Genomic DNA, 21,211 nt, shown 5'->3' with positions numbered 1-21,211 from the left:
CGCGCGTCTCATCGGCTTCCATCAGGTCAGCACGCTCCCGCGCGTCTTGTCGTCTGCCATCATCGACCACCCGGCCTCGGGCGCACCGCGCCCGTCATCGCCGCGAGCAGGTCCTCGTACGAGGTCTCCCCCGTGTACGTTCCGTGCACCCGGCCGAGCCGCAGCACCAGGATCCGGTCGGCGACGGCCTGCAGGTCGCCCGCCTGATGGCTGATGAGCACGACGGCGTGGCCCCGCGCCCGCAGCCGCGTGATCAGGTTGAGCACCTCGGCCGTCTGCCGCACGCCGAGCGACGCCGTCGGCTCGTCCAGGACGACGACGCGCGGCGACCCGAGCAGGGCCCGCGCCACGGCGATCACCTGCCGCTGGCCGCCGGACAGCGTCCGGACCGGGTCGCGCACCGAGGGCACGCTCGCGGCGAGCTGGTCGAGCACCTGCCACGCACGGCGCTCCATCTCCACCTCGTCGAGGAACCCGCCGCTGGCCACCTCGTGCCCGAGGAAGAGGTTCTCGACCACGTCGAGGTCGTTCACCAGCGCCAGTTCCTGGAACACGGTCGCGATCCCCAGCGCGCGGGCCGCGGCCGGCGAGTCCAGCACCACGGGTTCGCCGTCGACCAGCACCTGCCCGGAGTCGGGGCGGTGGGCACCGGCGAGCACGCCCGCGAGCGTCGACTTGCCGGCGCCGTTGTCGCCCACCACGGCGAGCACCTCGTGCTCGTGGATGTCCACGTCCACGTCCACGAGCGCTCGCACGCCCCCGAACCGCTTGCTCACTCCGCGCAGCGACACCACCGGGGCTCCCGAAGCGCGCGAGAGCGTGGCGCCTGGTTCGGTGGACTCTCTCATCCTCACTCCTCCTGGGTCCCGCCGACGAGCCCGCGCGCCTCGCAGGCGGCCCGGTACGACGGGGTGCAGATCTGCTCGGCCGTGTAGACCCGCCCGTCGACGATGACGTGCTCGATGTCGTCCGCCCCGACCGCGCGCGGCGCGAGCAGCAGCGTGGGCACGCCCTCGGTGACGGCCGTGGTGCGCGGGTCCTCCCCGCGCAGCACCCGCACGGCGAGCTCGGCGGCCGTGGCCGCCTGCTGGTCGGTGGCCTTGTAGATCGTCATGTACTGGTCTCCCGCGACGACGCGCTGGACCGCCGCCAGCTCGCCGTCCTGGCCGGTGGTCGGCGGGACCGGGTCGAGCCCGGCCGCCTTCGCGGCGGCCACGGCACCGCCCGCGACGCCGTCGCTCGCCGCCAGGATGCCGTCGACCTGCCCCCGGTACCGGGTGAGCATCGCCTCGACCCACTCGGTGGCCTTGTCGGGGCTCCAGTCCGGTGTGTGGTATTCGGCGAGGATCTCGACATCGGCGGGGTCCAGCGCGCGGTGCGCGCCGTCGGCGATCGCGCGGGAGTTCGGGTCGGTGATCGCGCCCTGGACGAGCAGGACGCCCGGCACGTCGTCGGACCCGGCGGCAGTCCTGGCCTCGAGGGCGGTGAGGCCGGGATCGACGTCGGGGTCGAGCGCACCGACCAGCGACGATCCCATGAGGTAGCCGAGGAACTCGTAGTCGTACGACACGTAGTAGTCCGCGCCCTCGACGAAGCGGTCGTACGCGATCACCTTCGCGCCGAGCCGGTGCGCCTCCTCGACGATCCCGACGGCCGCCACCGCGTCGACGGCGCCGAGCACGAGCACGTCCGCACCGCGGACGAGCATCGACTCGGCCTGTTCCTGCTGGCTGGCGACGTCCTGTCCGGCGTTCGCGTAGAGCACGTCGCAGCTCGGGCACCGGCTCTCGACGACGCGCGCGAACGTGGGCCGGTCGGAGGCCTCGTAGCGCGCCGTCTGCGCCTCCGGCAGCAGGAGCCCGACGGTGCCCTCCGCCTCCTCCGTGGCCCCTCCCGGGGCGGCGCAGGCGGACACTGCCGCGGCGACCGCGGCCGCGATCACGGAGGCGGCCAGGGCCGCCCGTCGCCGCCGGACTCGTGGCACGTCGTTCCCTCCCGCTGGTCGCGCGATCATGATCCCACCACGCCCAGGGCACCGGCGGACCTCGCCGAGTCGAGCGCGACCGCCAGGGCGCCGCGCACGCCCGCCGACTCGCCGAGCTCGGAGGGTACGACGTCGACCGGCCCGCGGGAGGTCGCGACCACCCGCTGGCCGAGCGTGGTCCGGAGCGGGCCGAGCAGGAGGTCGCCGACCTCCACGAGCTGTCCGCCGATGACGACGACCGCCGGGTCGACGATGTTGCACAGGTTCGCCAGCGCCACGCCCAGGTGCCGTCCGGCGTCGTACACCACGCGGCGGCAGCCCGGGTCGCCGTTCGCCGCGCGCGTGACCAGGTCGGCGAGCGTGAGGTGGCCGGCCCCCGGGGGCAGCATGGCCAGCAGGCTCGGCGCCCCGACCAGCATCTCCAGGCAGCCCCGGTTGCCGCAGCGGCAGACGGGGCCGTTCTCGTCGACCGACACGTGCCCGATCTCGCCCGCGACACCGGCCCGGCCCCGCACGGCGTGCCCGCCGATGACCAGGCCCGCGCCCACGCCGTGGGAGACGCGCACGTACGCGACGGAGTCGAGGCCCTGGCCGGCCCCGAACCGGTACTCGGCGATCGCGGCGAGCGTGGCGTCGTTGTCGACGGTGACCGGTATGCCCAGTTCGGCCCGGAAGAGGGACCCGACGTCGACGCCGTCCCAGCCGCGCATCATGCCCAGCGTGACCACCTCGCCGCTGGACGGGTCGACCGGGATGGGCACGCCGACGCCGACGGCGAGCAGTTCGTCGGGAGAGGCACCGACGGACTCGATCATCTCGGTGACCAGCAGCGCGGCACGTCGTATCCCGACGTCGGCGCGGTGGTCGGCGGCGAGCGGCATGCGCTGCTCGGCGAGGACGCGCATGGAGGCGTCCGCCAGTGCGACGTCCAGTGACCGCTCGCCGAACCGGACTCCGGCGACGAGGCCGAGGTTGCGCGCGAGCGTGACCTGCAGGGCGCGGCGGCCGTTGCGGACGGACTGGGCGGTGGCGAGGACGCCGGCCGCCGACAGCTCCTTGACGATGTTGGAGATCGTGGCCGGGGACAGGCCGGTGACGCCGGCCAGCTCGATCTGCGTGAGCGACCCACGCTGCTGGACGGCGCTCACGATCCGGGCTCGGTTGGCCTCCCGGAGGGAGGTCTGCGAACCCGGGGTCACCCGATCCGCGCGCACAGCCACACCATAAACCGCGGAGTGGCCCCTATCTGCGATATTGCGGGGTTCCTGGCCTGTCGACGCGTTGCATACACGCCATGAACAGAGTCTCACCAGCGAGGCGATCTTGCGTTCACTTCTTGACATCAAGGCCGGATCCTCGTTTGATAGGGCGCGGTTCTCGGGCGCCTCAGACGTCCGACCGTCTCCGGGCGGACCGCTGTCCTCCCCCGGGACCGCGGCACCGTGGAGGCGGGTTCGATCCAACGACCAACGAAGGTTTGAGGGACACGAGATGCGAATCAACAAGAAGTCCGCCGGTGTGGTGGCTTCGGCCGCCGTGCTGGGCATGACGCTCGCCGCGTGCGGTAGCGGCAGCGGCTCCGGCGACGCCGATGCGGAGGGTGGTGCCGATCAGGTGGAGGTGTTCACCTGGTGGGCGGCAGGTTCGGAGAAGGCAGGTCTGGATGCGCTGGTGGGCGTGTTCGACGAGCAGCACCCGGACACCGAGTTCATCAACGGTGCGGTGGCCGGCGGCGCGGGGTCGGCGGCCAAGGACCTGCTGCAGACGCGTCTGCAGGCCCAGGACCCGCCGGACACGTTCCAGGCCCACGCCGGTGCGGAACTGCAGGACTACATCGACGCCGCCCAGATCGAGGACGTGTCCGGGCTGTACGACGAGTTCGGGCTCACCGATGCCTTCCCGGCCGACCTGGTCGAGCGGATCTCCACCGAGGACGGGGCGATCTACTCCATCCCGTCCAACATCCACCGCGCGAACGTCATGTGGGCCAACCCTGCGGTGCTGGAGGACGCAGGGCTGGACCCGAGCGCGGAGTACGCGGACCTGGACGCGTTCATCGCGGATCTCGAGGAACTCGACGAGGCCGACGTGACGCCGATCTCGGTGGCCACCACGTGGACGCAGGTGCACCTCCTGGAGACGGTGCTCCTGGCGGGCCTCGGCCCGGAGACCTACTCAGGTCTGTGGGACGGTTCCACGGACTGGGAGTCCGCCGAGGTGACGGGCGCGCTGGAGGACTTCGAGACGATCATGTCGTTCACGAACTCCGACCGGGACGGCCTGGACTGGCCGGAGGCCACCCAGCAGGTCATCGACGGTCAGGCCGCGTTCAACATCATGGGTGACTGGGCCGTGGCCGCGTTCGAGGAGCAGCAGAAGGAACTGGGCACCGACTTCGTCGCCGTGCCCTCCCCGGGCACCGACGGCGTGTTCGACTTCCTGGCCGACTCCTTCACGCTGCCCGTGGGCGCCCCGCACCCCGAGGGCACCGAGGCGTGGCTGGAGACGATCGGCTCCCTGGAGGGCCAGACCGCGTTCAACGCCGCCAAGGGCTCCATCCCGGCCCGCACCGACGCCGACCCGGCGGACTTCTCCGAGTACCAGCAGACGGCGATCGAGTCGTTCGCGAACGACACCATCGTGTCCTCCCTGGCGCACGGCGCCGCGACCCCGGTCGCGACCCTGAACGCGATCAGCGACGCGACGAGCAAGTTCACCACCGGCGCTTCCGACCTGGACGCCTTCCAGAGCGAGCTCGCCGCGGCCACCGCCGGCTGACACGACCGACCCAGCACGACCCGCAAGCCCGCCGAGCAGGATCACGGCGGCGTAGGACCTCCGGGCGGCGTCCCCCCACGGCGCCCGGAGGTCCTACCCGGCCGCGGCCCTCCCCGGCGGGCTTCGTGCGGGTACATCGACCCTCGAGGAAACCCATGTCCAAGACCTTGCGACGAGTAGGGCCTCCCCTTCTGCTGCTCGCTCCTTCCCTGCTGCTTCTGGGGGTGTTCGTCTACGGGCTGATCGCGGCGAACTTCCAGATGTCGTTCACCGACAACCACACCGCGGCCCAGGCCACCGGGCAGGCTCCGACCGCCGTGGTCTGGTTCGACAACTACGTCGACCTGCTCGCGTCCGAGGAGTTCCAGCACTCGCTGAGCAACCTGCTCCTGTTCACGGCCGTGTTCCTGGCCGGGACCATGATCATGGGCTTCGGCTGGGCCTGGCTCCTGGACAAGCCCATCAAGGGCGAGGGCGTGTTCCGATCGGTGTACCTGTTCCCGATGGCCGTGTCCTTCGTGGCCTCCGGCGTGGTCTGGCGCTGGCTGCTCAACTCCAACCAGGACGAACAGGCCTCCGGCCTCAACCGCCTTTTCCAGATCGTCGGCCTGGACTTCCTGCAGAACAACTGGTGGAACAACGTCACCGTCGGCATCATCGCCATCGCGATCCCGGCCATCTGGCAGTTGTCGGGCTACGTCATGGCGCTCTTCCTGGCCGGCTTCCGCGGCATCCCCGAGGAACTCCGCGAGGCCGCACGCATGGACGGCGCCAGCGAATGGAAGCTCTACCGGCACGTGCTGTTCCCCCAGCTGTCCCCGGTGGCGCTGTCCGCCCTCATCATCATCGGCCACATGTCTCTCAAGGCGTTCGACCTGATCATGTCCATCTCCAAGCCCGCCAACTACCAGACCAAGGTCCCCGCCGTGGACATGTTCGTGTTCAAGTCCAGCTTCGACTACGCCAGCTCGGCCGCCGTCGGCGCCATCCTCCTGATCATCGTCGCCGCCGTCATCGTTCCCTACCTCATCCACACCCACCGGGAGGAGAAGCGATGAGCGACGTCACCGCCGCCCCCGCCGCCCCGGGGCCGACCGGAACGCCCGTTCCCCCGGCCCGCGCCGGCGCGGGCACCCTCCCGTCCGGCCAGGAGATCCGTCAGCCGCGCAGCCGCTACTCGGCCGGCCGCACGGCCCGCTACGCGCTGCTGCTGTTCTTCCTGCTGGTGGTGCTGATCCCGGTGTACGTGCTGTTCGTCACCAGCTTCAAGGGCGCCGGCGACGCCGCGCCCGACCGCGCGTGGGCGCTGCCGACCCTGTGGACCCTGGAGAACTGGCACGCCGCGTGGACCACCCTCGCGCCCGCCATCGGGCGCTCCCTGCAGATGGTGATCCCCTCGACGATCATCTCCGCGTTCCTCGGCTCGCTGAACGGCTTCGTGCTGGCCCGCTGGCGCTTCCGGGGTGCCGACATCGTGTTCACCCTCATCCTGTTCGGGATGTTCATCCCCTACCAGGCCGTGATGATCCCGCTGAACCAGCTCGTCCTGGGTATAGGGGTCCCCAACGGCATCCCCACGCTGATCCTGCTGCACGTGATCTACGGCATCCCGATCACGACGCTGATCTTCCGGAACTACTACATGACGGTGCCGCACTCACTGATCGAGGCCGCCCGGGTGGACGGTGCGGGCATGCTCCGGACCTACTGGAACGTGCTGCTGCCGATCTCCGTCCCGAGCTTCGTGGTGGTGCTCATCTGGCAGTTCACCAACGCGTGGAACGACTTCCTGTTCGCCGTCTTCTTCTCGTCGAGCGGCAACGGCCCGGTGACGGTGGCGCTGAACAACCTCGCCAACGGTGCCCTGCTGCAGAACTACGGCGTCTCCATGGCCGGTGCCCTGCTGGCGTCGCTGCCGACGCTGCTGGTCTACATCATCCTCGGCAAGTACTTCGTCGGCGGCCTCATGTCCGGCTCCGTCAAGGGCTGACGACGGGGGCGGGCGGGGAGAACCCCGCCCGCCCCCCGCCCCCTCGCCGCGGCGGCAGCCGGACTACGCGCCGGCCGATGCGGCGAGGGCCGCCTGGAACTCGGTCAGGTCGGCGGATCCGGAGTTGAACGCCCTGACCGCTTCCGTGATCGCGCCGAGCTCCGCGATCGGGACCGCGGCGCCGTGCGTCACGGACGACACGATCGTGTCCTTGCCGAACGACTCGATCGCGGTCTGCTGATACTCGGTGAACTGCCCGGTGTCGACGTCCGTGCGGGCGGGGATCGAGCCCTTGATCTTGTTGAACGCGACCTGCCCCTCCTTCGAGCTGACCGTCTGCAGCCAGGCCTTCGCGCTGTCCTCGTCGAGGATGCGGGCCGACATCGTGAACGAGTCGGCGAGGAAGTCGAACGTCCCCGAGGTTCCCGGGGCAGGGACCACCCGGTAGTCCTGCCCGTACTTCCTGTCGTCGGTCTCGTAGGCGGCCAGGGCCCAGTCCCCCATGATGTTGAACGCGGACTCCCCGTCGATCACCATCGCGCTCGCCCCGTCCCACTCCAGCTCGTCGCGGTCGGGATTGGTGTAGCTCATGAGGGTCTCGTAGTGCTGGAGCGCGGTGGTGACCCGCGGGTCGTTCCAGTCGGTGCCGTCGTTCCAGAGGCCGTTGTACGCCTCGGGGCCGAGGTCGGCCAGCAGGGTGGTCTCCAGCAGGTGCACCTGGGGCCAGGTGGTCCCGACCGACAGCGGCGCGTCGATCCCGGCGCCCTTGAGCTTCTCGAGGTCCGCGATGAAGGCGTCGACGCTGCCGTACTCGCCCGACGGATCGATGCCGTTCTGCTCGAGCACGACCGGGTTGGCCCAGAGCAGGTTGGCCCGGTGGATGTTCGACGGGATCGAGTAGATCTTGCCGTCGTCGGTGGACAGCCGGTCGATGAGGTCCTGCGGGAACGCCTCCGTGAGGCCGAACTCCGTGTAGAGGTCCGACACGTCCTGGATGTAGTCGTCCTTGATGTAGTCCTGCAGTTCCGCGCCCGCGTGCGCGACGAACACGTCCGGCGGGTCCTCCGTCTCGAGCCGCGACTGCAGGTGCTCCTTCGACGTCGCGCTGCCCCCGCCGCCCATGAGGCCGTCGTTGACGAACTCGATCCCGGGATGCTGCTCCCGGAACACTTCCACCAGCTTGTCCAGGCCCTGCTTCTCCACGCCCGCCGCCCACCACGTGTAGACGGCGACCTTCTCGTGCGTCCGGGCGGAGGGCTCGGCGCCTCCGGCTGTCCCGGCTGCGCACGCGGCCAGCACCAGGCTGATGGCGGCAGCCGACGCTGCTACCGCGGTTGTCTTACGCATCGCTCGCATTCGCGTTCTGAATCCCCTTCGACATCGGAGGGCGACACCATCGATCCACCTATGGATCCGACGGCGCGCGGAAACCCGCAGCACAACGGGTGGTGGTCCGCGAGCGAGCATAGCGAATCATCGTGATATCGCTAACATCCGACAGAATGCGACAAAGGATGACTTCAACCAAGCCATCTCGTGGTCCGGCGGTCAGGACTGGGAGATGCCCGCCCGGGCCACCGTGAAGCTCGAGCCCGTCGCGTCGTGGGTGCACGACATGCCCGTGGTCCGGCTGACGCACGTGAAGCCGTGCGCCTTCTGCTTCTTCTCGTACTGCAGGACCTGCAGGCCCGACGCCGCGACCGGCTTGTCCTCCTTCGCCACGCACGGGACGGAGAACTGCCCGGTCTTGTCGACCGCCACGATGTGGCCCTGGACGCCCTCGCACCCGTCGGGGGCCGGAGGAGTGGTGAGTTCGACGATGCCGCAGGTCGCGGCGTTGGCGGTGATGGTGCAGGTGATGTTGCCGGACGGCGCCGCGAAGACCTTCGCACCCGCCGCGTCCAGTTCGAGACCGGTCGCGTACCCCGGCTGCTCGGTCTCGGAGCCCTCGCCACCACCCGCGGACTCCGAGGCGTCCGCCCCCTGGGGGGACCCGACGGGGGTGGTGTCCTCGCCGCCGGAGGAGAAGAGCTGCACCGCGAACACGATCGCCGCGATCACGAGTACGACGTCCAGGGCGATGAAGGCGATCCAGCCCGGGCTGAGCTTGCGGCGCGGCGCGGGTGCCTGCTCGTACCCCTGGTAGCCCTGCGGCTGCGGCGCATAGCCCTGCGGCTGGGCGTACCCCTGCGGAGCGTAGCCCTGCTGCTGCGGGTAGCCCTGCTGGTCGTAGCCGGGCTGCGCGTACCCCTGCGGAGGGTAGCCCTGGGGGTACCCCTGCGGGGCATAGCCCTGCTGCGGGTAGCCCTGCTGGTCGTAGCCCGCCTGCGGGTACGCCTGCTGGGGTGCGTACCCGGGCTGCTGCACCGGGGGCGCCGGTGCGGGTGTCACCGCGTCGGAGAACTGCGACGTCGGCGAGATGGCCGGGGGCATCCGCGTGGTCGCCGAGACACGCTGCGGGCCGGGCGCCTGTGACGCCGGCGAGGCGGCGGCCGACGCCGGGTCGGCTCCACCGTTTCCTTCGTCGTCCCACCCCTCAGGCGGCGGCGGAGGGGGCACCGTTCCGGACATGCGGCTCCTTCTCTCGGACACGATCGACCTTGGATCATACGACGAAGCGAGGGTACCGCCGCGCACGGTCCACGGCGGAGACGTCCATGGCCCTCGGCTTCCGCGCCGGCCCGGGCGCCGATTCGAAGGCCTTCCCGGCCGGGCACGACGACAACGTCGTCACGGAGATCTGTAACGACGTCACCGTCATGCCCGGCGAAGGGGAGCCGGCACGAGGCCGGGACTCCCGGGCGAGCCGCGGCCCTATGCCGCGTCGGCCGACTGGGCGCGCAATGCGCGCTCGGTACCGGCCAGACCCTCCACCACGAGGCGGCGCAGCGCGGGTGCCGCGTCCTCGTGGCCCGTCAGCCACGCCGCGACGGCGTCGCGCAGCTCCGCCGAGGCGAGCGGGGCCGGGTAGAAGCCCTCGATGATCTCCTCGGCGATGTGGTACGACCGCTCCTCCCACACGCGCAGCACCGCGTCGAGGTACGGACCCACCACCGGAGCCAGCACGCTCGCGTCGTTGACGTGCACGAAGCCGAGGCCCGTGTTCCGGATGATCGCGTTCGGCGCCTCCGAGTCGGCCACCACCGACTCCAGCGCCGCCAGCTTGGACTCCGTGGTGGGGACCGTCGCGCGCGCCCGGGCCGCGGACTGGCGCCCGGTGGCGGTGTCGTCGTCGGCCAGCGTCGCCGCGATCTCCGCCTCACCCGCCGCACCGTTCAGCACGAGGCCCTCGAGCAGCTCCCAGCGCAGATCGGTGTCGATCTCCAGGCCGTCGAGCGTCCGCGAGCCGTCCAGCAGCCCCTTGAGCAGGGCCACGTGCTCCTGGGTCGAGGCCAGGTGCGCGAAAAACTTCACGAGCTGGAACTGCAGGTCGGAGCCCGCCGCGGCACCGCGCGCCAGGTCGGCCAGCCGGTCCCCCGCCCGCACCAGCGTCGCCGGGCGCGCACCCGGCGCCCCGTACTGCCGGATCGCCAGCACGAGCTGGTTCAGCGTGGTCCGCACCGTGGTCGACTCCGTCTCGGCCGCGATGTTGCCGAGCACCAGGTCCACGTACGCGCTCGCCGGCGTCTCCCCGTCACGCACCGCGTCCCACGCCGACCCCCACACGAGGGAGCGCGCCAGCGGATCGGTGATCTGCGAGAGGTACTTCACCGCGACCGCCAGGGACTCGTCGTCCAGCCGGATCTTCGCGTACGCCAGGTCGTCGTCGTTCAGCAGCACCAGTGCCGGGCGGTCCAGCTCGCACAGTTCCAGGACCTCGGTGCGCTCGCCGTCGACGTCGACCTCCACGCGGTGCACCCGCTCCAGCTTCCCGGCTGCTTCAATCGAGCCAGGCTCCACGCTCCCGCGCGTTCCGGGGACCAGTGAGTAGAACCCGATGCCGAGCCGGTGCGGCCGCAGCGTCGGCCACTCTGCCGGGGCGGTCTGCTCCACCGTGAACGACGTGATCCGCCCGTGCGAATCGGTCTCCACGTGCGGCCGGAGCGTGTTCACGCCCGCCGTCTCCAGCCACGTGCCCGACCACTCGGCCAGGTCGCGCCCGGACGTCGCCTCCAGCTCGGTCAGCAGGTCCGGCAGCTCCGTGTTGCCCCACGCGTGCTTGCCGAAGTAGGCGGACACACCCTCGACGAACGCCTCACGACCCACCCACGCCACGAGCTGCTTCAGCACCGACGCGCCCTTGGCGTACGTGATCCCGTCGAAGTTGACCTGCACGTCCTCCAGGTCACGGATCTCCGCCACGATCGGGTGCGTCGAGGGCAGCTGGTCCTGCCGGTACGCCCACGCCTTCTCCATCGCCGCGAACGTCGTCCACGCCGCGTCGTACTCCGTCGCCTCCGCCGTCGCCAGCGTCGAGATGTACTCCGCGAACGACTCGTTCAGCCACAGGTCGTTCCACCACTTCATGGTGACCAGGTCGCCGAACCACATGTGCGCCAGCTCGTGGAGGATCGTCACGACGCGACGCTCCCGGACGGCGTCGGTCACCTTCGACCGGAACACGTACGACTCGGTGAACGTGACGCAGCCCGCGTTCTCCATCGCGCCCATGTTGTACTCGGGCACGAACAGCTGGTCGTACTTGGTGAACGGGTAGGGGACGCCGAAGAGGTTCTCGTAGAACTCGAAGCCCTTGCGCGTCGTGGCGAAGATGTAGTCCGCGTCGAAGTGCTTGCTCAGCGACTTGCGGCAGAACGCGCCGAGGGCGATCTCCCGGCCGCTCACGGAGGTGAGCGAGCTCCGCTCCACCGCGTACGGGCCGGCGACGAGCGCCGTGATGTAGGACGAGATGCGCGGCGTGGGGGAGAACGTCCACGTCGCGGCCTCCACCGACGGGTCCGTGGCGTGCGTCGCGGCGGACGGCTCCGGCGTCGGCTCGTTCGACACGACCTCCCAGGAGGCGGGCGCCGTCACCGTGAACTGGTACGTGGCCTTGAGGTCCGGCTGCTCGAAGACCGCGAACACCCGGCGCGCGTCCGGGACCTCGAACTGCGTATACAGGTAGACCTCGCCGTCCACCGGGTCCACGAAGCGGTGCAGGCCCTCGCCGGTGTTCGTGTACGCACCGTCGGCGACGACGGTCAGCTCGTTCTCGGCGGCGAGTCCGTCCAGGGCGATCCGGGAGTCGGCGAACACGGTCGCCGGGTCCAGCTCACGCCCGTTCAGGACGACGGACCGCACCGTGGGCGCCACGAGATCGATGAACGTGGCGGCGCCGGGGGTCGCGGTGAAGCGGGCGGTCGTGGTGGACGCGAACGTCGTCGGTCCGGTCGTCAGGTCAAGGTCGATCACGTACGAGTCGACGGTGACGACATCGGCACGCTCGACGGCCTCGGCTCGCGTGAGGTTCTCTCCGGGCACGGGCCCTCCAGTCTGGTCGGGGCGCTGGGGCGCCCGGGTGTACAGCGATTTCCGGGGTCGATCATGCCACCAGTCGGACCGTACGCCGTCGTTGAATTCGCCGCGGGCCGATCGTTAGCGAATCGTTCAGCTTCGTGTACGACGGCGGACGGCCGGGCCGTTCCTGACGAGCCATGAGGTTGCTTGCGCTTGAGGCGGGCGAAGCGCAAGCAACCTCATGGCCCGTAAGGAACCACATGGGCCGGTGACCTGCGCGGCGTTGCCGGGCGTCCGGCGAACCCCGCCCGATGCGGGCACGGGTCCAGGGACTCCCGACGTCGAGTCCCTGAAGCTACGATGCAGGTGGGGACTGCGGAGGGGGCGACGGTGGTCGATCACAACTGGTCACAGCCCCGTCCGGATCTCGACCGGCGGCTCGACGGAGCACTCACCCACCGTCTGACCACGCTCATCGCGGCCGCCGGATACGGCAAGTCCACGGTGCTGTCGGCCTGGGTGCGCGCGGTCGGCGGAGCCGCCTACCGGATCGGTCCCGCCGACCGCGATCTCACGAAGTTCAGCGGCGCCGTGATCTCCGCCCTGCGCCTGCGCGCCCCCGCCCTGACGTCCGAGATCGTCACCGCCGTCGACGCCCCGCTCGGACCCGGCGCCGTCGCAGACGAGGCCACCCGGGCGAGCGCACTCGCCGGAGCCGTGTCCGAGGCGCTCCGCACGCACCTGACCGGCAGCCTCGTCCTCGTCCTGGACGGCCTCGAGGGAATTGCCGACTCCCCCGCGGCGAGCCGCTTCGTCGACACGCTGGTCCGCACCGCCCCGCCGCACCTGCACATCGTGATCGCCTCCCGCGACGCCCTGCCGTTCCCCATCGCGCGGCTCCGCCAGGACCACGAGGTGCTCGAGTTCGACGCCACCGACCTGACGCTCAAGCCCCAGGAGACCGCCGAATGGCTGCGCCGCCGGATCGGCGACGCCGCCGCCGCCGTCGCACCCGCCCTGCACACCGCCACAGGTGGCTGGCCCGCCGCCACGCACGCCGCCGTGGACACCATGGCGCGCACCGACCCCGACGCCTGGACCGGCGTCGTGACGGGCGCGGCGGCGACCTCCGAAGCACTGGAGAGACTCGCCGGGCGAGCCTTCGACGACCTGCCCGCCGAAGCCAGGTTCCTGCTCCGGGCCGCGACCGTCGCCCCCATGATCACCGGCCAGCTCGCCACTGCCCTCGGCGTCGCGCCGGACACGCTGCCCGGCATCACGTCACGCGGACTGTTCATGGAATCCGGCGCCGACGGGTCCCAGCTCACGCCCGTCGGCCGCCGCGTACTCCACTCCCATGCGCCGCTCGACGAGCACGAGGCCCACGACGTGGCCGAGGTCGCGGCACGCTGGTATGTCGAGCACGGTGTGCCCCACCGCGCCACGCAGGCGGCGATCGCGGCACGCCACGACACCCTGATCGAGTCGCTGCTGACCGACCACGGCGAACTGCTCGTGGAACATCCCGACGACCTGCTCGCGGCGCTCGCCCGGATCGGGGCGGACGAGGACGGAATCGACCGATCCCGAGGCGAGGAGGACGGGGCCGGAGGCGGCGGCGCGCGGCCGGTGGACACCGAGCACCTCCGCCTCGCCGGGCTGGCGCACTTCAACCGCGGCGACTGGGACACCGCACGAGACCTGCTCGTCCGCGCGGGCGACACCGGCGCGCTCGACTCCGCGGTGGCCTACCGCCTCGGCGTCATCGAGCACCTCCGCGGGGAACTGCACCCAGCCCTCGACGCCTACCGTCGCGGCGCCGACCTCGGCCGCCCCGCCACCGACGCCGTCGCGTGCACCGCGATGGCCGCCGCGGTCCACTGGCTGCAGGGCGACCGCACCGAGTGCGCGGCACTCGCCGACGCAGCCAGGGAGCAGGCCACCCGGCTCGGCGACCATCGCGCCCTCGCCGCGGTGCACACCGTTCTCGCGATGCTGGCCGCCTACGACGGCGACGGGCGGGCGAACGACGCCCACTACCTCAAGGCGCTGGATCACGCAGCCCGAGCGGGAGACGTGGCGCAGCAGATCCGTATCCGCAGCAACCGGGCCTCCCACCGGCACACCGAGGGCGCGTTCGCCGAGGCGCTCGCGGAGCTGGAGATCGCGATCCGGCTGTGCGACCTCACCGGGTTCGCGCCGTGGGCGGCGCTGGTGCGCTCCAACCGGGCCGAGACACTGATCCGGCTCGGCCGCCTCGAGGAGGCCGCGGTCGAGGCCGGGGACGCGGTGGAGCGCTGGGAGTCCATGGGTTCCCGGCTGATGGGCTACGGCCTCACCCAGCAAGCACAGATCCACGTCCTGCGAGGGCATACGACGGCTGCGGCGGACGCGTTCCGGCGCGCGGTGGCCTTCGCGGAACGGGCCCGCGACGCGCAGGCCCGCAGCACGGCGCTGTCCGGCCTGGCCGAACTGCTCGTGCTCGACGAGCCGGATGTCGCGGCCGAGCTGGCCGAGCAGGCGGCCGCCCACCACGTGGGGACGGTCGTGGTCCCCGCCTGGCTGGCGGGAGCCCGTGCGGCGATCGCCGGCGGCCGACCCGACGACGCGCGGCGGCTGCTGGACGACGCCGGGACGGAGGCGACGCGCCGCAACGAGCGCGCAAGCCTGGCCCGGGTGACGGAACTGCGGGCGGAGCTCGACGGGGACCTGGGCATGGCAGATCAGGCCGTGCAGCGGTGGCGGGCGATCGGCGACCCCGTCGGCCTGGCCAGGGCGGAGCTGTTGCGCGCCGCACTGAGCCCGGCGCGGCCCGGGGCGGAGGTCGCAGAGCGGGTCCGGTCCCGGATGCGGGCCATCGGCTGCCACGCCCTGGACCGGGAGATCGATGCGCTGGCGTCCCGCGCGTCGACGTCGGAGGAGCCGCGGATCCTCGTCCAGACCCTCGGCACGTTCCGTGTACTCCGCGACGGCGTCCCGATCCCGAACGCGGCCTGGCAGTCCCGCAAGGCGCGCGACCTGCTGAAGGTGCTGATCACCCGCCGGGGTCGCCCGATTCCCCGGGACCAGCTGGCGGAGATCCTCTGGCCCGACGCCGGAGCCGGCGACGCGGTGTCGCTGAAGCGGCTGAACGTCATGGTGTCGACCGTCAGGAGCGTGCTCGACCCCGAGCGTTCCTGGCCCGCCGACCACATCGTGGCGAGCACGTCGGGATCACTGCACGTGGAACTGGACCACGTGCACGTCGACGTCGTCGACTTCCTCGACCGGGTCGACGAGGCCACCGCCCTGGACCAGGCCGACCGGCGCGCGGAGGCGCTCGAACGCTGGCGCGGCGCCGAGGCCATCTATACGGGCGACTTCTGCGAGGAGGACGCGTACGCGGACTGGGCGACTACCCTGCGCGAGGAGGCCCGCCTGGCCTACGCGCAGGCCGCCGCGCGGATCGCGGACCAGGAGGCCGGCGCCGGCCACTACGAGCAGGCGGCCCGGTACTGGCTGCGGCTGCTCGAACGCGATCCGTACGACGAGCGCGCGCACCTGGCACTGATCCTGGCGCTCGATCAGGCGGGCCGGCGCGGCGACGCGCGCCGGCGGTACCAGGTGTACGCCGACCTGATGCGCGAGCTCGACATCGAGCCGTCGCCGCATCCGGTGTGATCGCGGGGCGGCCTGGGGCCGAAGCCTGCCGTGGTCCGGGTGACGCCGCCTGGTCGGACCTGGTCACACCGCACATGGGGTGACGAGAATCCCCTGGTACGGATTGTGGAGCCAGATCATACGGACAGCAGTCGTGCCCACGCGTCGGGCTGGGGTTCGGTGCGGGTGAGGTGGCGGGCGCGCAGGAGGTGGTCGGCGGCGCGTGCTTGTCGGTCGAAGTCGAATGCCTGGTCGGGGAAGTGCTTGGTGAACCAGTCCGCGACGGCTGTCCAGGAGTACAGGTCCCAGGTCCCGGACGAGATCGGGGGAGGGAACCCGCCAGGCCCGCTCCGGCCGTCGGCCAGCTGCCGAGCCGATTCCTCGGACCTTTCTGTGCGCACGGCGATCTCCTCGATCGCGACCGTGTCGTTCGTCTCCAGCCCGAGGACCAGGTAGCCGGCGGCCTCGATCTGCCAGACCACGGTGGCCACGGCGTCGGGGAGGACGTCGGCCTCGATGATGATGTTTGCCAGCGTGGGCGTGTTCGGTCCGCCTTCGAGCGTCGCGAGGTACGGCACCGCCTCGGCCAGTTCCCCGCCGGCTACTGGGTCCGGGTCGCGGTCGAGTACCAACGAGAACTCGAACTTCGTGGTCGTCACACGTGCTCCTTGTGCTTGTCGATCCATGCCTTGATCAGGCGGGCGCCGCCCTCGGGATTCCCCTGTCGTGTCGTTCATGGGTGCGTCCTTGCTGCGTGGCGGGGCATGTGCGGGAGAGAGTGGCGTCCGAGTGCGTCGGTCAGGCGTGACGCAGCGGTCGCGGGTTCGACGGCGGTCATGGCGGGGCCGTCGATGACGACGCAGGCTGCGCCGTGGGGCTTGAGCTCGTGACCGAGCTGTGCGCGTGCGGTCGCGAGGGTCGTGTCAGCGGGCACGATGACGAGCCGGGCCTCATGCAGGCGGGCGGCCTCGATGATCTGGCTGATCGTGAACCCGTCGCACTGGTCGGTGACGATCTGTGCCAACGCGTACCCTCGGCGCGCGCGTAGGCACTGACGGTGTTGCGCTGGGCGTCGAGAGCAGCGGGGCCAGGCGCGGAGACGTAGCCGATCGCGACCGAGCGAAGGGCCGGGCGGGTCAACGGGACCACAGGACCATGGCCCGCCACACCAGGACCACGCAGATGGCCGTGTACACGACCGTCCACACAGTCAGCTCTCTCACGACGTCCATCGACTTCTCCCTCTCACCGAGCTCACGGAGCCGTGAAGGTTCGCCGGGGGTCGTGTCGGTGGACCCTCTGGACGCGGACGTCATGGGCGTCAAACACGCGGACGAGCGGTTGAATGGCGCGGTCTAGATCGGTGGTGGCGCGGCAGGAGACGAGATCCATCTGTGCCATGCGGTATTCGGGCCAGGTCGACACAGTCATGTGTGATTCTGCGAGGACGAGCACGACGGTGACGCCATGGGGCACGAAGGGAACCGAGAGTTCGGCCAGGCTCCTTACGCCCAGGAGACGGGCGCTGTGTCGCATTGCGATCAGGATGGCGTCAGGCGGTGGGTTTGAGTCCGAGCAATCGAGGAGGTCGATGGCAGCGCAGGTCATCATGCGATCTCCCGGGCGAAGTCGGCGGGCATGAGTTTCGCAAGGTGGTCGACGGTGTAGGAGCGGTGCAGTCTGCGGGGGTCGGCTGCCCAGCGGGTGGCTTCCTGCCACAAGGCTTCAAGGCCGCCTTCGCCGTGGGCATCCAGGAGCAGGTCGAGGTCGAGGAAGGTCGGCGGCAGATTCGTGTACTCGGCGCCGTACTTGACGTAAAGGCTCTTGGAGAGTTTGCCGCCGGTGCGGTCCAGGACCATGGGTGTGAAGATGCTCACGGGCCAGTCGCTGACGGGCGTTCCGAGCAGGGCGAGCGCGGGGGCGATGACGTGTGCGAACCATGCGCCTCCCCAGTCCGGGCCGTCGATGCTGATGGAGCAGGCGTCGTAAAGGGCGCGTTCGGCGGACAGGAGGGCGACCTTCTGGACGGAGCGGACGGGGGTGTTGGCGTCGGACCAGCCGTCCGTGCCGTCGACGGTGATCGTCTCGCGGTAGGGGCCGTGGTCGGGGCAGACCGAGTCGAGCAGGACGGCGCCGTCGGCGGCCGTGACGGTGAGGTCGTGGGCGTCCTTGTCCATGAGACGGCACTGAGGGCAGCGGGGGCGGATGCGGATCCGGCCGTCGGCGGGCGCGAGAAGGGGCGCGAATTCCTGCTGTCTCCGGGCGATGGCATGTAGGCATGCTCGAACGGGGGCGAGTTCCTGGTAGGTGCTGTACGGGCGTTCCTGCCAGTCGGTGGACGACCGCTCCGAGGTCCAGGCGAGCAGGCGCCGGAAGCCCGAGGACCGCTCGGCTCCGTCGAGTTCGCCGGCGTCGATCAGGTCCTGGACATTGCGGGTGTAGCGGCGGCCGTTGACGGTGCGGTGCTCGGCCGGCGCGTTCTCCAGGGCGTCGAAGATGATGGTCGCGGGGAGCTCGAGGTCTTCGGCGAGGCGGGCGGCCAAGGCGAACACCGTCATGATCGTGGTGACCGTTCCCAGGTGGGGGCGGCCGTTGAGCTGTGCTGCCGTGGTGATGCGCAGCCGCGCCCGGCCGCGTGCGGCGGCGCGGGCGAGGTCAGTGTTGGCGCTGGTGAGGTGAGAGATGCCGGTGGGAGCGAAGTACAGGCTGGTGGGATCTGAGGTCGTCATGGCTGCCTCCTTGCGAGGTAGGTCCACACGAGAGGGAAGTCAGAGTCGGTGCTAGCCACGCAGCGCACTTGGAGGGTGTCGAGTCCGGCCCGGGCCAGGGCGCTCTGGTAGAGGTCGTGGGTGAGATGGACGCGGTCGGTGGCATCGGCGCTGACCCAGTTGGCTCCTGCGGCCCAGCCGTGGGTCGGCAGGCGGGCATGCAATCCGGCGAACGCATCAGTGAACTCGCCCGGAGTAGTGGTGAGACCGAGCAGGCCGAACTGGGTGACGAGCTGAGCCCCAAGGGCGTCACATGCGGGTGACAGGAGCGGAACGTCCGGGGCGAGGAGGTCGGCCCGCAGGGTGGTCTTCAGACTTCGGCATCGTTCGGCGAATGCCGTCGTTGTGGGCGGCGTGCCTCCGAGTGCGAGTGCGACTTGGTGAACTCCTCGTGGGCGTGCGGCGCGCGCGGTGGTCGCGAGCGTCGCGAGACGGTGTGCGTCGTTGTCGATCGCAGTGAGCTTCTGCGCTTCCAGGGCGCAGGCCCACAGGAGGCTCTCGGAGCCCGCGCCGAGGTCGGTCCACGTGGACACGGGCGGGATGTGGGTCAGCAGGTCGAGGACGTGCTCTGTACCCTGCCCGAAGCGGAAGGTGTCGGCGTAATAGGTGCGCCAGTATGTTTCGGCGTCCAGGACGGTGTCTGGCCGGGCGGTCATCTCGGGTCACCTGCGCGGGCCAGGAGTTCGGTGAATCCTTCGTGCGTCGCTGTGTCGGTCTGTTGCCACCCCGCGGTCCCGGCCGCGGCACGGAACTGATCCGGCGTCGGAAGCGTCAGCTCCACCTTGGCGGTGTGCTCGGGCCTACCGGAGCCGCGCGGGTTGCGCGTGTAGGCGAACTCGATCGCGACTCTGCCAGGCCGGTGGCGTTGTCTGCGGTAGCGGTGCACGGTCGAGAAGTCGGGCGCAGAGAGCACGCGGTCGTGGTGCCATTCCTCGTCGGCGAGACCCGGATCGTAGAAGGGCGTACCGACGGTCGTGGTGGTGAGGGCCTGGAGGACCAGTCGGCATCGCGCGGGCATCGCGGCGCGGATCAGGGCGAGGGCGGTGACGAGGTCGTCCTGGGCGGCAAGCTGGTTGATCGCGCCGTTGGGGACGACCACGACGTCGGCGGTGGCGATGGCTGGCAAGTGGTGCAGGAGGTGATGCCCGATAGCAAGTTCACCGACTCCGGAACGACGAGCGTGGCGCACGGCTTCGCCGAGCATGGGCGCGGATCCGTCGATCAGCCGGACGCGCACTCCAGCCTGGGCGTAAGCGGTGAGGAAGTGACCTGTGCCGCAGGGGAACTCCAGTACCTCCGCAGCGCCGTCCAGCGCGGCGGCGAGGAGTCGAGGCACGACGGGGCGGGTCTCGGCGCGGGCGAGTTCGACGCGGTCACGGTAGGAAGCCGTCACCCGGTTCTCCATGGTGTGGGCGGTGTCTTTCATGCGATCTGTCCCGTGAGGTAGAGCGCGGCATGGTCGCGCACGACGGGGTGGGTCAGCTCGCCACGGCGGGCGATGCGTGCGGTCGCGACATCGTCGTCGGCCCGCTGGTCGAGCACGTGTCGTGCCAGGCGCAGCAGATACGGGGTCGCGGCGTGGGCGTAGGCGTACGAGGCGGTGTGAGGCACCATCCGGGGCAGGGCGTCGTACTTGACGTGCAGGATGCCGTCCACGACGTGCGGCTCTTGCCCTGGCTCTTGAACTGGGCCTGCGGTGGGAAGATAGCCGGGGCCGTATCCACAGGTTGCGTCCACGATGACCGCTCCGGGTCGCATCGTGGACAGGTGGTCCCGGGTGATCATCGGCGCGGTGGTGTACGTGGAGATCAGGATCGCCCCGATGACCAGATCCGCATCCGTCAGCGCTTCGTGGAGCCGGTCGGGCGTGTTTGGGGCCACGACGGTTCCGGCCGGGGCCTTCCGTCGGTACGCGGTAGCGCTGGCGGCGTCGCGAGTGAGAACCGTGACGTGCGCACCGAGTGCAACTGCCGTGGACGTGGCGGCGTGCCCGACGTTTCCGTTGCCGATGACGACCACCCGAGCGCGCGGAGCACCAGCGACGGCGTCGATGAGCACGCCACGCCCACGCGGATGGCGCAGTGCCTGGGCGCCTGCGTGTACTGCCAGGGTTCCGGCGATCTGCCCGCCTGCCGCTGCGAGTGGAAAGCGCCCGTTCTCGCGCAGGAACTCGTAGCTGTAGGCGGTGATGCCGCTTCGGGTGAGGGTATCCAGCATGTCGGGATGGCCTTCGGCGTGGAAGATCGCGGCGACCGTCTGCTCCGGGTCGAGACGGTCCATGTCGTGTGGCGGCCCGCTCTTGTAGCGCAGGACCAGCGGAGCGCTCCAGATCGTGGCGGTGTCGGCGAATTTGACGCCGGCTGCGGCCAGGTCGCCGTCGTCCAATCCGATGCCGTCACCGATGCCGGATTCGGCGACCACTCGGTGACCGTCACCGGTCAGAAGGCGGGCCACGTGAGGTGTGAGAAGAGTGCGGCGTTCAGCCGCGCCGGTCTCGCGGGGAAACCCGATCGTTCGTGAGTGCACGGTGACCTCCAGCAGGTGCGTACGTGCTGAACAGGTTCGCCCTCGGGGCAGCCCAGCGACCAGATCATGCGCTGTCGAGCAGCTTGTTCACCGGCTGCTCATCTCTTGTCGAGCCGGGGTGAACAACGA

Annotated in this window: 17 protein-coding genes; 4 read left to right on the top strand and 13 right to left on the bottom strand. The window is 70.6% G+C overall.

Annotated features, from left to right (window positions below):
- Positions 1-59: 59 nt before the first annotated feature.
- The 3 genes from ACYVK5_RS22005 to ACYVK5_RS21995 are packed head-to-tail and all read right to left on the bottom strand — an operon-like array spanning position 60 to position 3,198.
- Complete coding sequence (locus ACYVK5_RS22005) at positions 60-848, bottom strand: ATP-binding cassette domain-containing protein (protein ID WP_460708114.1); 789 nt, start codon at positions 846-848, stop codon at positions 60-62.
- A gap of 2 nt (positions 849-850) precedes the next feature.
- Positions 851-2,014, bottom strand: coding sequence for a substrate-binding domain-containing protein (locus tag ACYVK5_RS22000; RefSeq protein WP_460708113.1), 1,164 nt, complete (start codon positions 2,012-2,014; stop codon positions 851-853).
- The gene (locus tag ACYVK5_RS21995; RefSeq protein ID WP_460708112.1) at positions 2,011-3,198 is read right to left on the bottom strand and encodes an ROK family transcriptional regulator; all 1,188 of its coding nucleotides are present in this window, start codon (positions 3,196-3,198) and stop codon (positions 2,011-2,013) included. Before ACYVK5_RS21995 ends, ACYVK5_RS22000 begins: the two co-directional genes overlap by 4 nt.
- A 277-nt stretch (positions 3,199-3,475) precedes the next feature.
- On the opposite strand from ACYVK5_RS21995, the gene ACYVK5_RS21990 reads away from it, so the two are divergent.
- The 3 genes from ACYVK5_RS21990 to ACYVK5_RS21980 all read left to right on the top strand — a co-directional run bounded on the left by ACYVK5_RS21990 (position 3,476) and on the right by ACYVK5_RS21980 (position 6,752).
- Positions 3,476-4,762: an ABC transporter substrate-binding protein gene (locus tag ACYVK5_RS21990; protein ID WP_460708111.1), complete on the top strand. Its 1,287-nt coding sequence runs from the start codon at positions 3,476-3,478 to the stop codon at positions 4,760-4,762.
- 155 nt (positions 4,763-4,917) lie between these two features.
- Complete coding sequence (locus ACYVK5_RS21985; RefSeq protein ID WP_460708110.1) at positions 4,918-5,820, top strand: carbohydrate ABC transporter permease; 903 nt, start codon at positions 4,918-4,920, stop codon at positions 5,818-5,820.
- Complete coding sequence (locus tag ACYVK5_RS21980) at positions 5,817-6,752, top strand: carbohydrate ABC transporter permease (protein WP_460708109.1); 936 nt, start codon at positions 5,817-5,819, stop codon at positions 6,750-6,752. Before ACYVK5_RS21985 ends, ACYVK5_RS21980 begins: the two co-directional genes overlap by 4 nt.
- Before the next feature lie 63 nt (positions 6,753-6,815).
- Here the strand turns inward: ACYVK5_RS21980 and ACYVK5_RS21975 are convergent, their stop codons facing one another.
- From ACYVK5_RS21975 to pepN, 3 genes are all read right to left on the bottom strand, one after another.
- Positions 6,816-8,099 carry an ABC transporter substrate-binding protein gene (locus tag ACYVK5_RS21975; protein WP_460708108.1) on the bottom strand — a complete coding sequence of 428 codons (1,284 nt, stop codon included), beginning with the start codon at positions 8,097-8,099 and terminating at the stop codon, positions 6,816-6,818.
- Positions 8,100-8,300: 201 nt separating this feature from the next.
- Positions 8,301-9,323, bottom strand: coding sequence for a hypothetical protein (locus tag ACYVK5_RS21970; RefSeq protein WP_460708107.1), 1,023 nt, complete (start codon positions 9,321-9,323; stop codon positions 8,301-8,303).
- A gap of 243 nt (positions 9,324-9,566) precedes the next feature.
- Positions 9,567-12,173, bottom strand: coding sequence for an aminopeptidase N (gene pepN, locus ACYVK5_RS21965; RefSeq protein WP_460708106.1), 2,607 nt, complete (start codon positions 12,171-12,173; stop codon positions 9,567-9,569).
- A 366-nt stretch (positions 12,174-12,539) separates the two neighbouring features.
- Between pepN and ACYVK5_RS21960 the strand changes: the two genes are divergently transcribed.
- Entirely contained in the window at positions 12,540-15,809 is a 3,270-nt protein-coding gene (locus ACYVK5_RS21960; RefSeq protein WP_460708105.1) for a BTAD domain-containing putative transcriptional regulator, read from the top strand.
- A gap of 116 nt (positions 15,810-15,925) precedes the next feature.
- On the opposite strand, the gene ACYVK5_RS21955 is transcribed toward ACYVK5_RS21960, so the two are convergent.
- The 7 genes from ACYVK5_RS21955 to ACYVK5_RS21925 form a co-directional block, all read right to left on the bottom strand.
- Positions 15,926-16,447, bottom strand: a complete 522-nt coding sequence (locus ACYVK5_RS21955; protein WP_460708104.1) for a hypothetical protein — start codon at positions 16,445-16,447, stop codon at positions 15,926-15,928.
- A gap of 74 nt (positions 16,448-16,521) precedes the next feature.
- Complete coding sequence (locus ACYVK5_RS21950) at positions 16,522-16,812, bottom strand: hypothetical protein (protein WP_460708103.1); 291 nt, start codon at positions 16,810-16,812, stop codon at positions 16,522-16,524.
- 230 nt (positions 16,813-17,042) lie between these two features.
- Positions 17,043-17,396, bottom strand: a complete 354-nt coding sequence (gene speD / locus ACYVK5_RS21945; protein ID WP_460708301.1) for an S-adenosylmethionine decarboxylase — start codon at positions 17,394-17,396, stop codon at positions 17,043-17,045.
- Positions 17,396-18,517: a hypothetical protein gene (locus ACYVK5_RS21940; RefSeq protein ID WP_460708102.1), complete on the bottom strand. Its 1,122-nt coding sequence runs from the start codon at positions 18,515-18,517 to the stop codon at positions 17,396-17,398. Before ACYVK5_RS21940 ends, speD begins: the two co-directional genes overlap by 1 nt.
- Positions 18,514-19,212: a hypothetical protein gene (locus tag ACYVK5_RS21935; RefSeq protein ID WP_460708101.1), complete on the bottom strand. Its 699-nt coding sequence runs from the start codon at positions 19,210-19,212 to the stop codon at positions 18,514-18,516. Before ACYVK5_RS21935 ends, ACYVK5_RS21940 begins: the two co-directional genes overlap by 4 nt.
- Positions 19,209-19,982, bottom strand: coding sequence for a methyltransferase domain-containing protein (locus ACYVK5_RS21930; RefSeq protein WP_460708100.1), 774 nt, complete (start codon positions 19,980-19,982; stop codon positions 19,209-19,211). Before ACYVK5_RS21930 ends, ACYVK5_RS21935 begins: the two co-directional genes overlap by 4 nt.
- On the bottom strand, positions 19,979-21,082 hold the full coding sequence (locus ACYVK5_RS21925; protein ID WP_460708099.1) for an NAD(P)-dependent oxidoreductase: 1,104 nt from the start codon (positions 21,080-21,082) through the stop codon (positions 19,979-19,981). Before ACYVK5_RS21925 ends, ACYVK5_RS21930 begins: the two co-directional genes overlap by 4 nt.
- Positions 21,083-21,211 lie beyond the last annotated feature (129 nt).

The organism is Myceligenerans halotolerans (assembly GCF_054782975.1).
This window is presented reverse-complemented; position numbering and strand designations above follow the sequence as displayed.

Coding starts and splice junctions, on each gene's coding strand:
- ACYVK5_RS21985 (WP_460708110.1), top strand. CDS start 4,918: ATGTCCAAGACCTTGCGACGAGTAGGGCCTCCCCTTCTGCTGCTCGCT.
- ACYVK5_RS21980 (WP_460708109.1), top strand. CDS start 5,817: ATGAGCGACGTCACCGCCGCCCCCGCCGCCCCGGGGCCGACCGGAACG.
- ACYVK5_RS21970 (WP_460708107.1), bottom strand. CDS start 9,323: ATGTCCGGAACGGTGCCCCCTCCGCCGCCGCCTGAGGGGTGGGACGAC.
- ACYVK5_RS22000 (WP_460708113.1), bottom strand. CDS start 2,014: ATGATCGCGCGACCAGCGGGAGGGAACGACGTGCCACGAGTCCGGCGG.
- ACYVK5_RS21930 (WP_460708100.1), bottom strand. CDS start 19,982: ATGAAAGACACCGCCCACACCATGGAGAACCGGGTGACGGCTTCCTAC.
- ACYVK5_RS21990 (WP_460708111.1), top strand. CDS start 3,476: ATGCGAATCAACAAGAAGTCCGCCGGTGTGGTGGCTTCGGCCGCCGTG.
- ACYVK5_RS22005 (WP_460708114.1), bottom strand. CDS start 848: ATGAGAGAGTCCACCGAACCAGGCGCCACGCTCTCGCGCGCTTCGGGA.
- ACYVK5_RS21940 (WP_460708102.1), bottom strand. CDS start 18,517: ATGACGACCTCAGATCCCACCAGCCTGTACTTCGCTCCCACCGGCATC.
- ACYVK5_RS21975 (WP_460708108.1), bottom strand. CDS start 8,099: ATGCGTAAGACAACCGCGGTAGCAGCGTCGGCTGCCGCCATCAGCCTG.
- speD (WP_460708301.1), bottom strand. CDS start 17,396: ATGACCTGCGCTGCCATCGACCTCCTCGATTGCTCGGACTCAAACCCA.
- ACYVK5_RS21935 (WP_460708101.1), bottom strand. CDS start 19,212: ATGACCGCCCGGCCAGACACCGTCCTGGACGCCGAAACATACTGGCGC.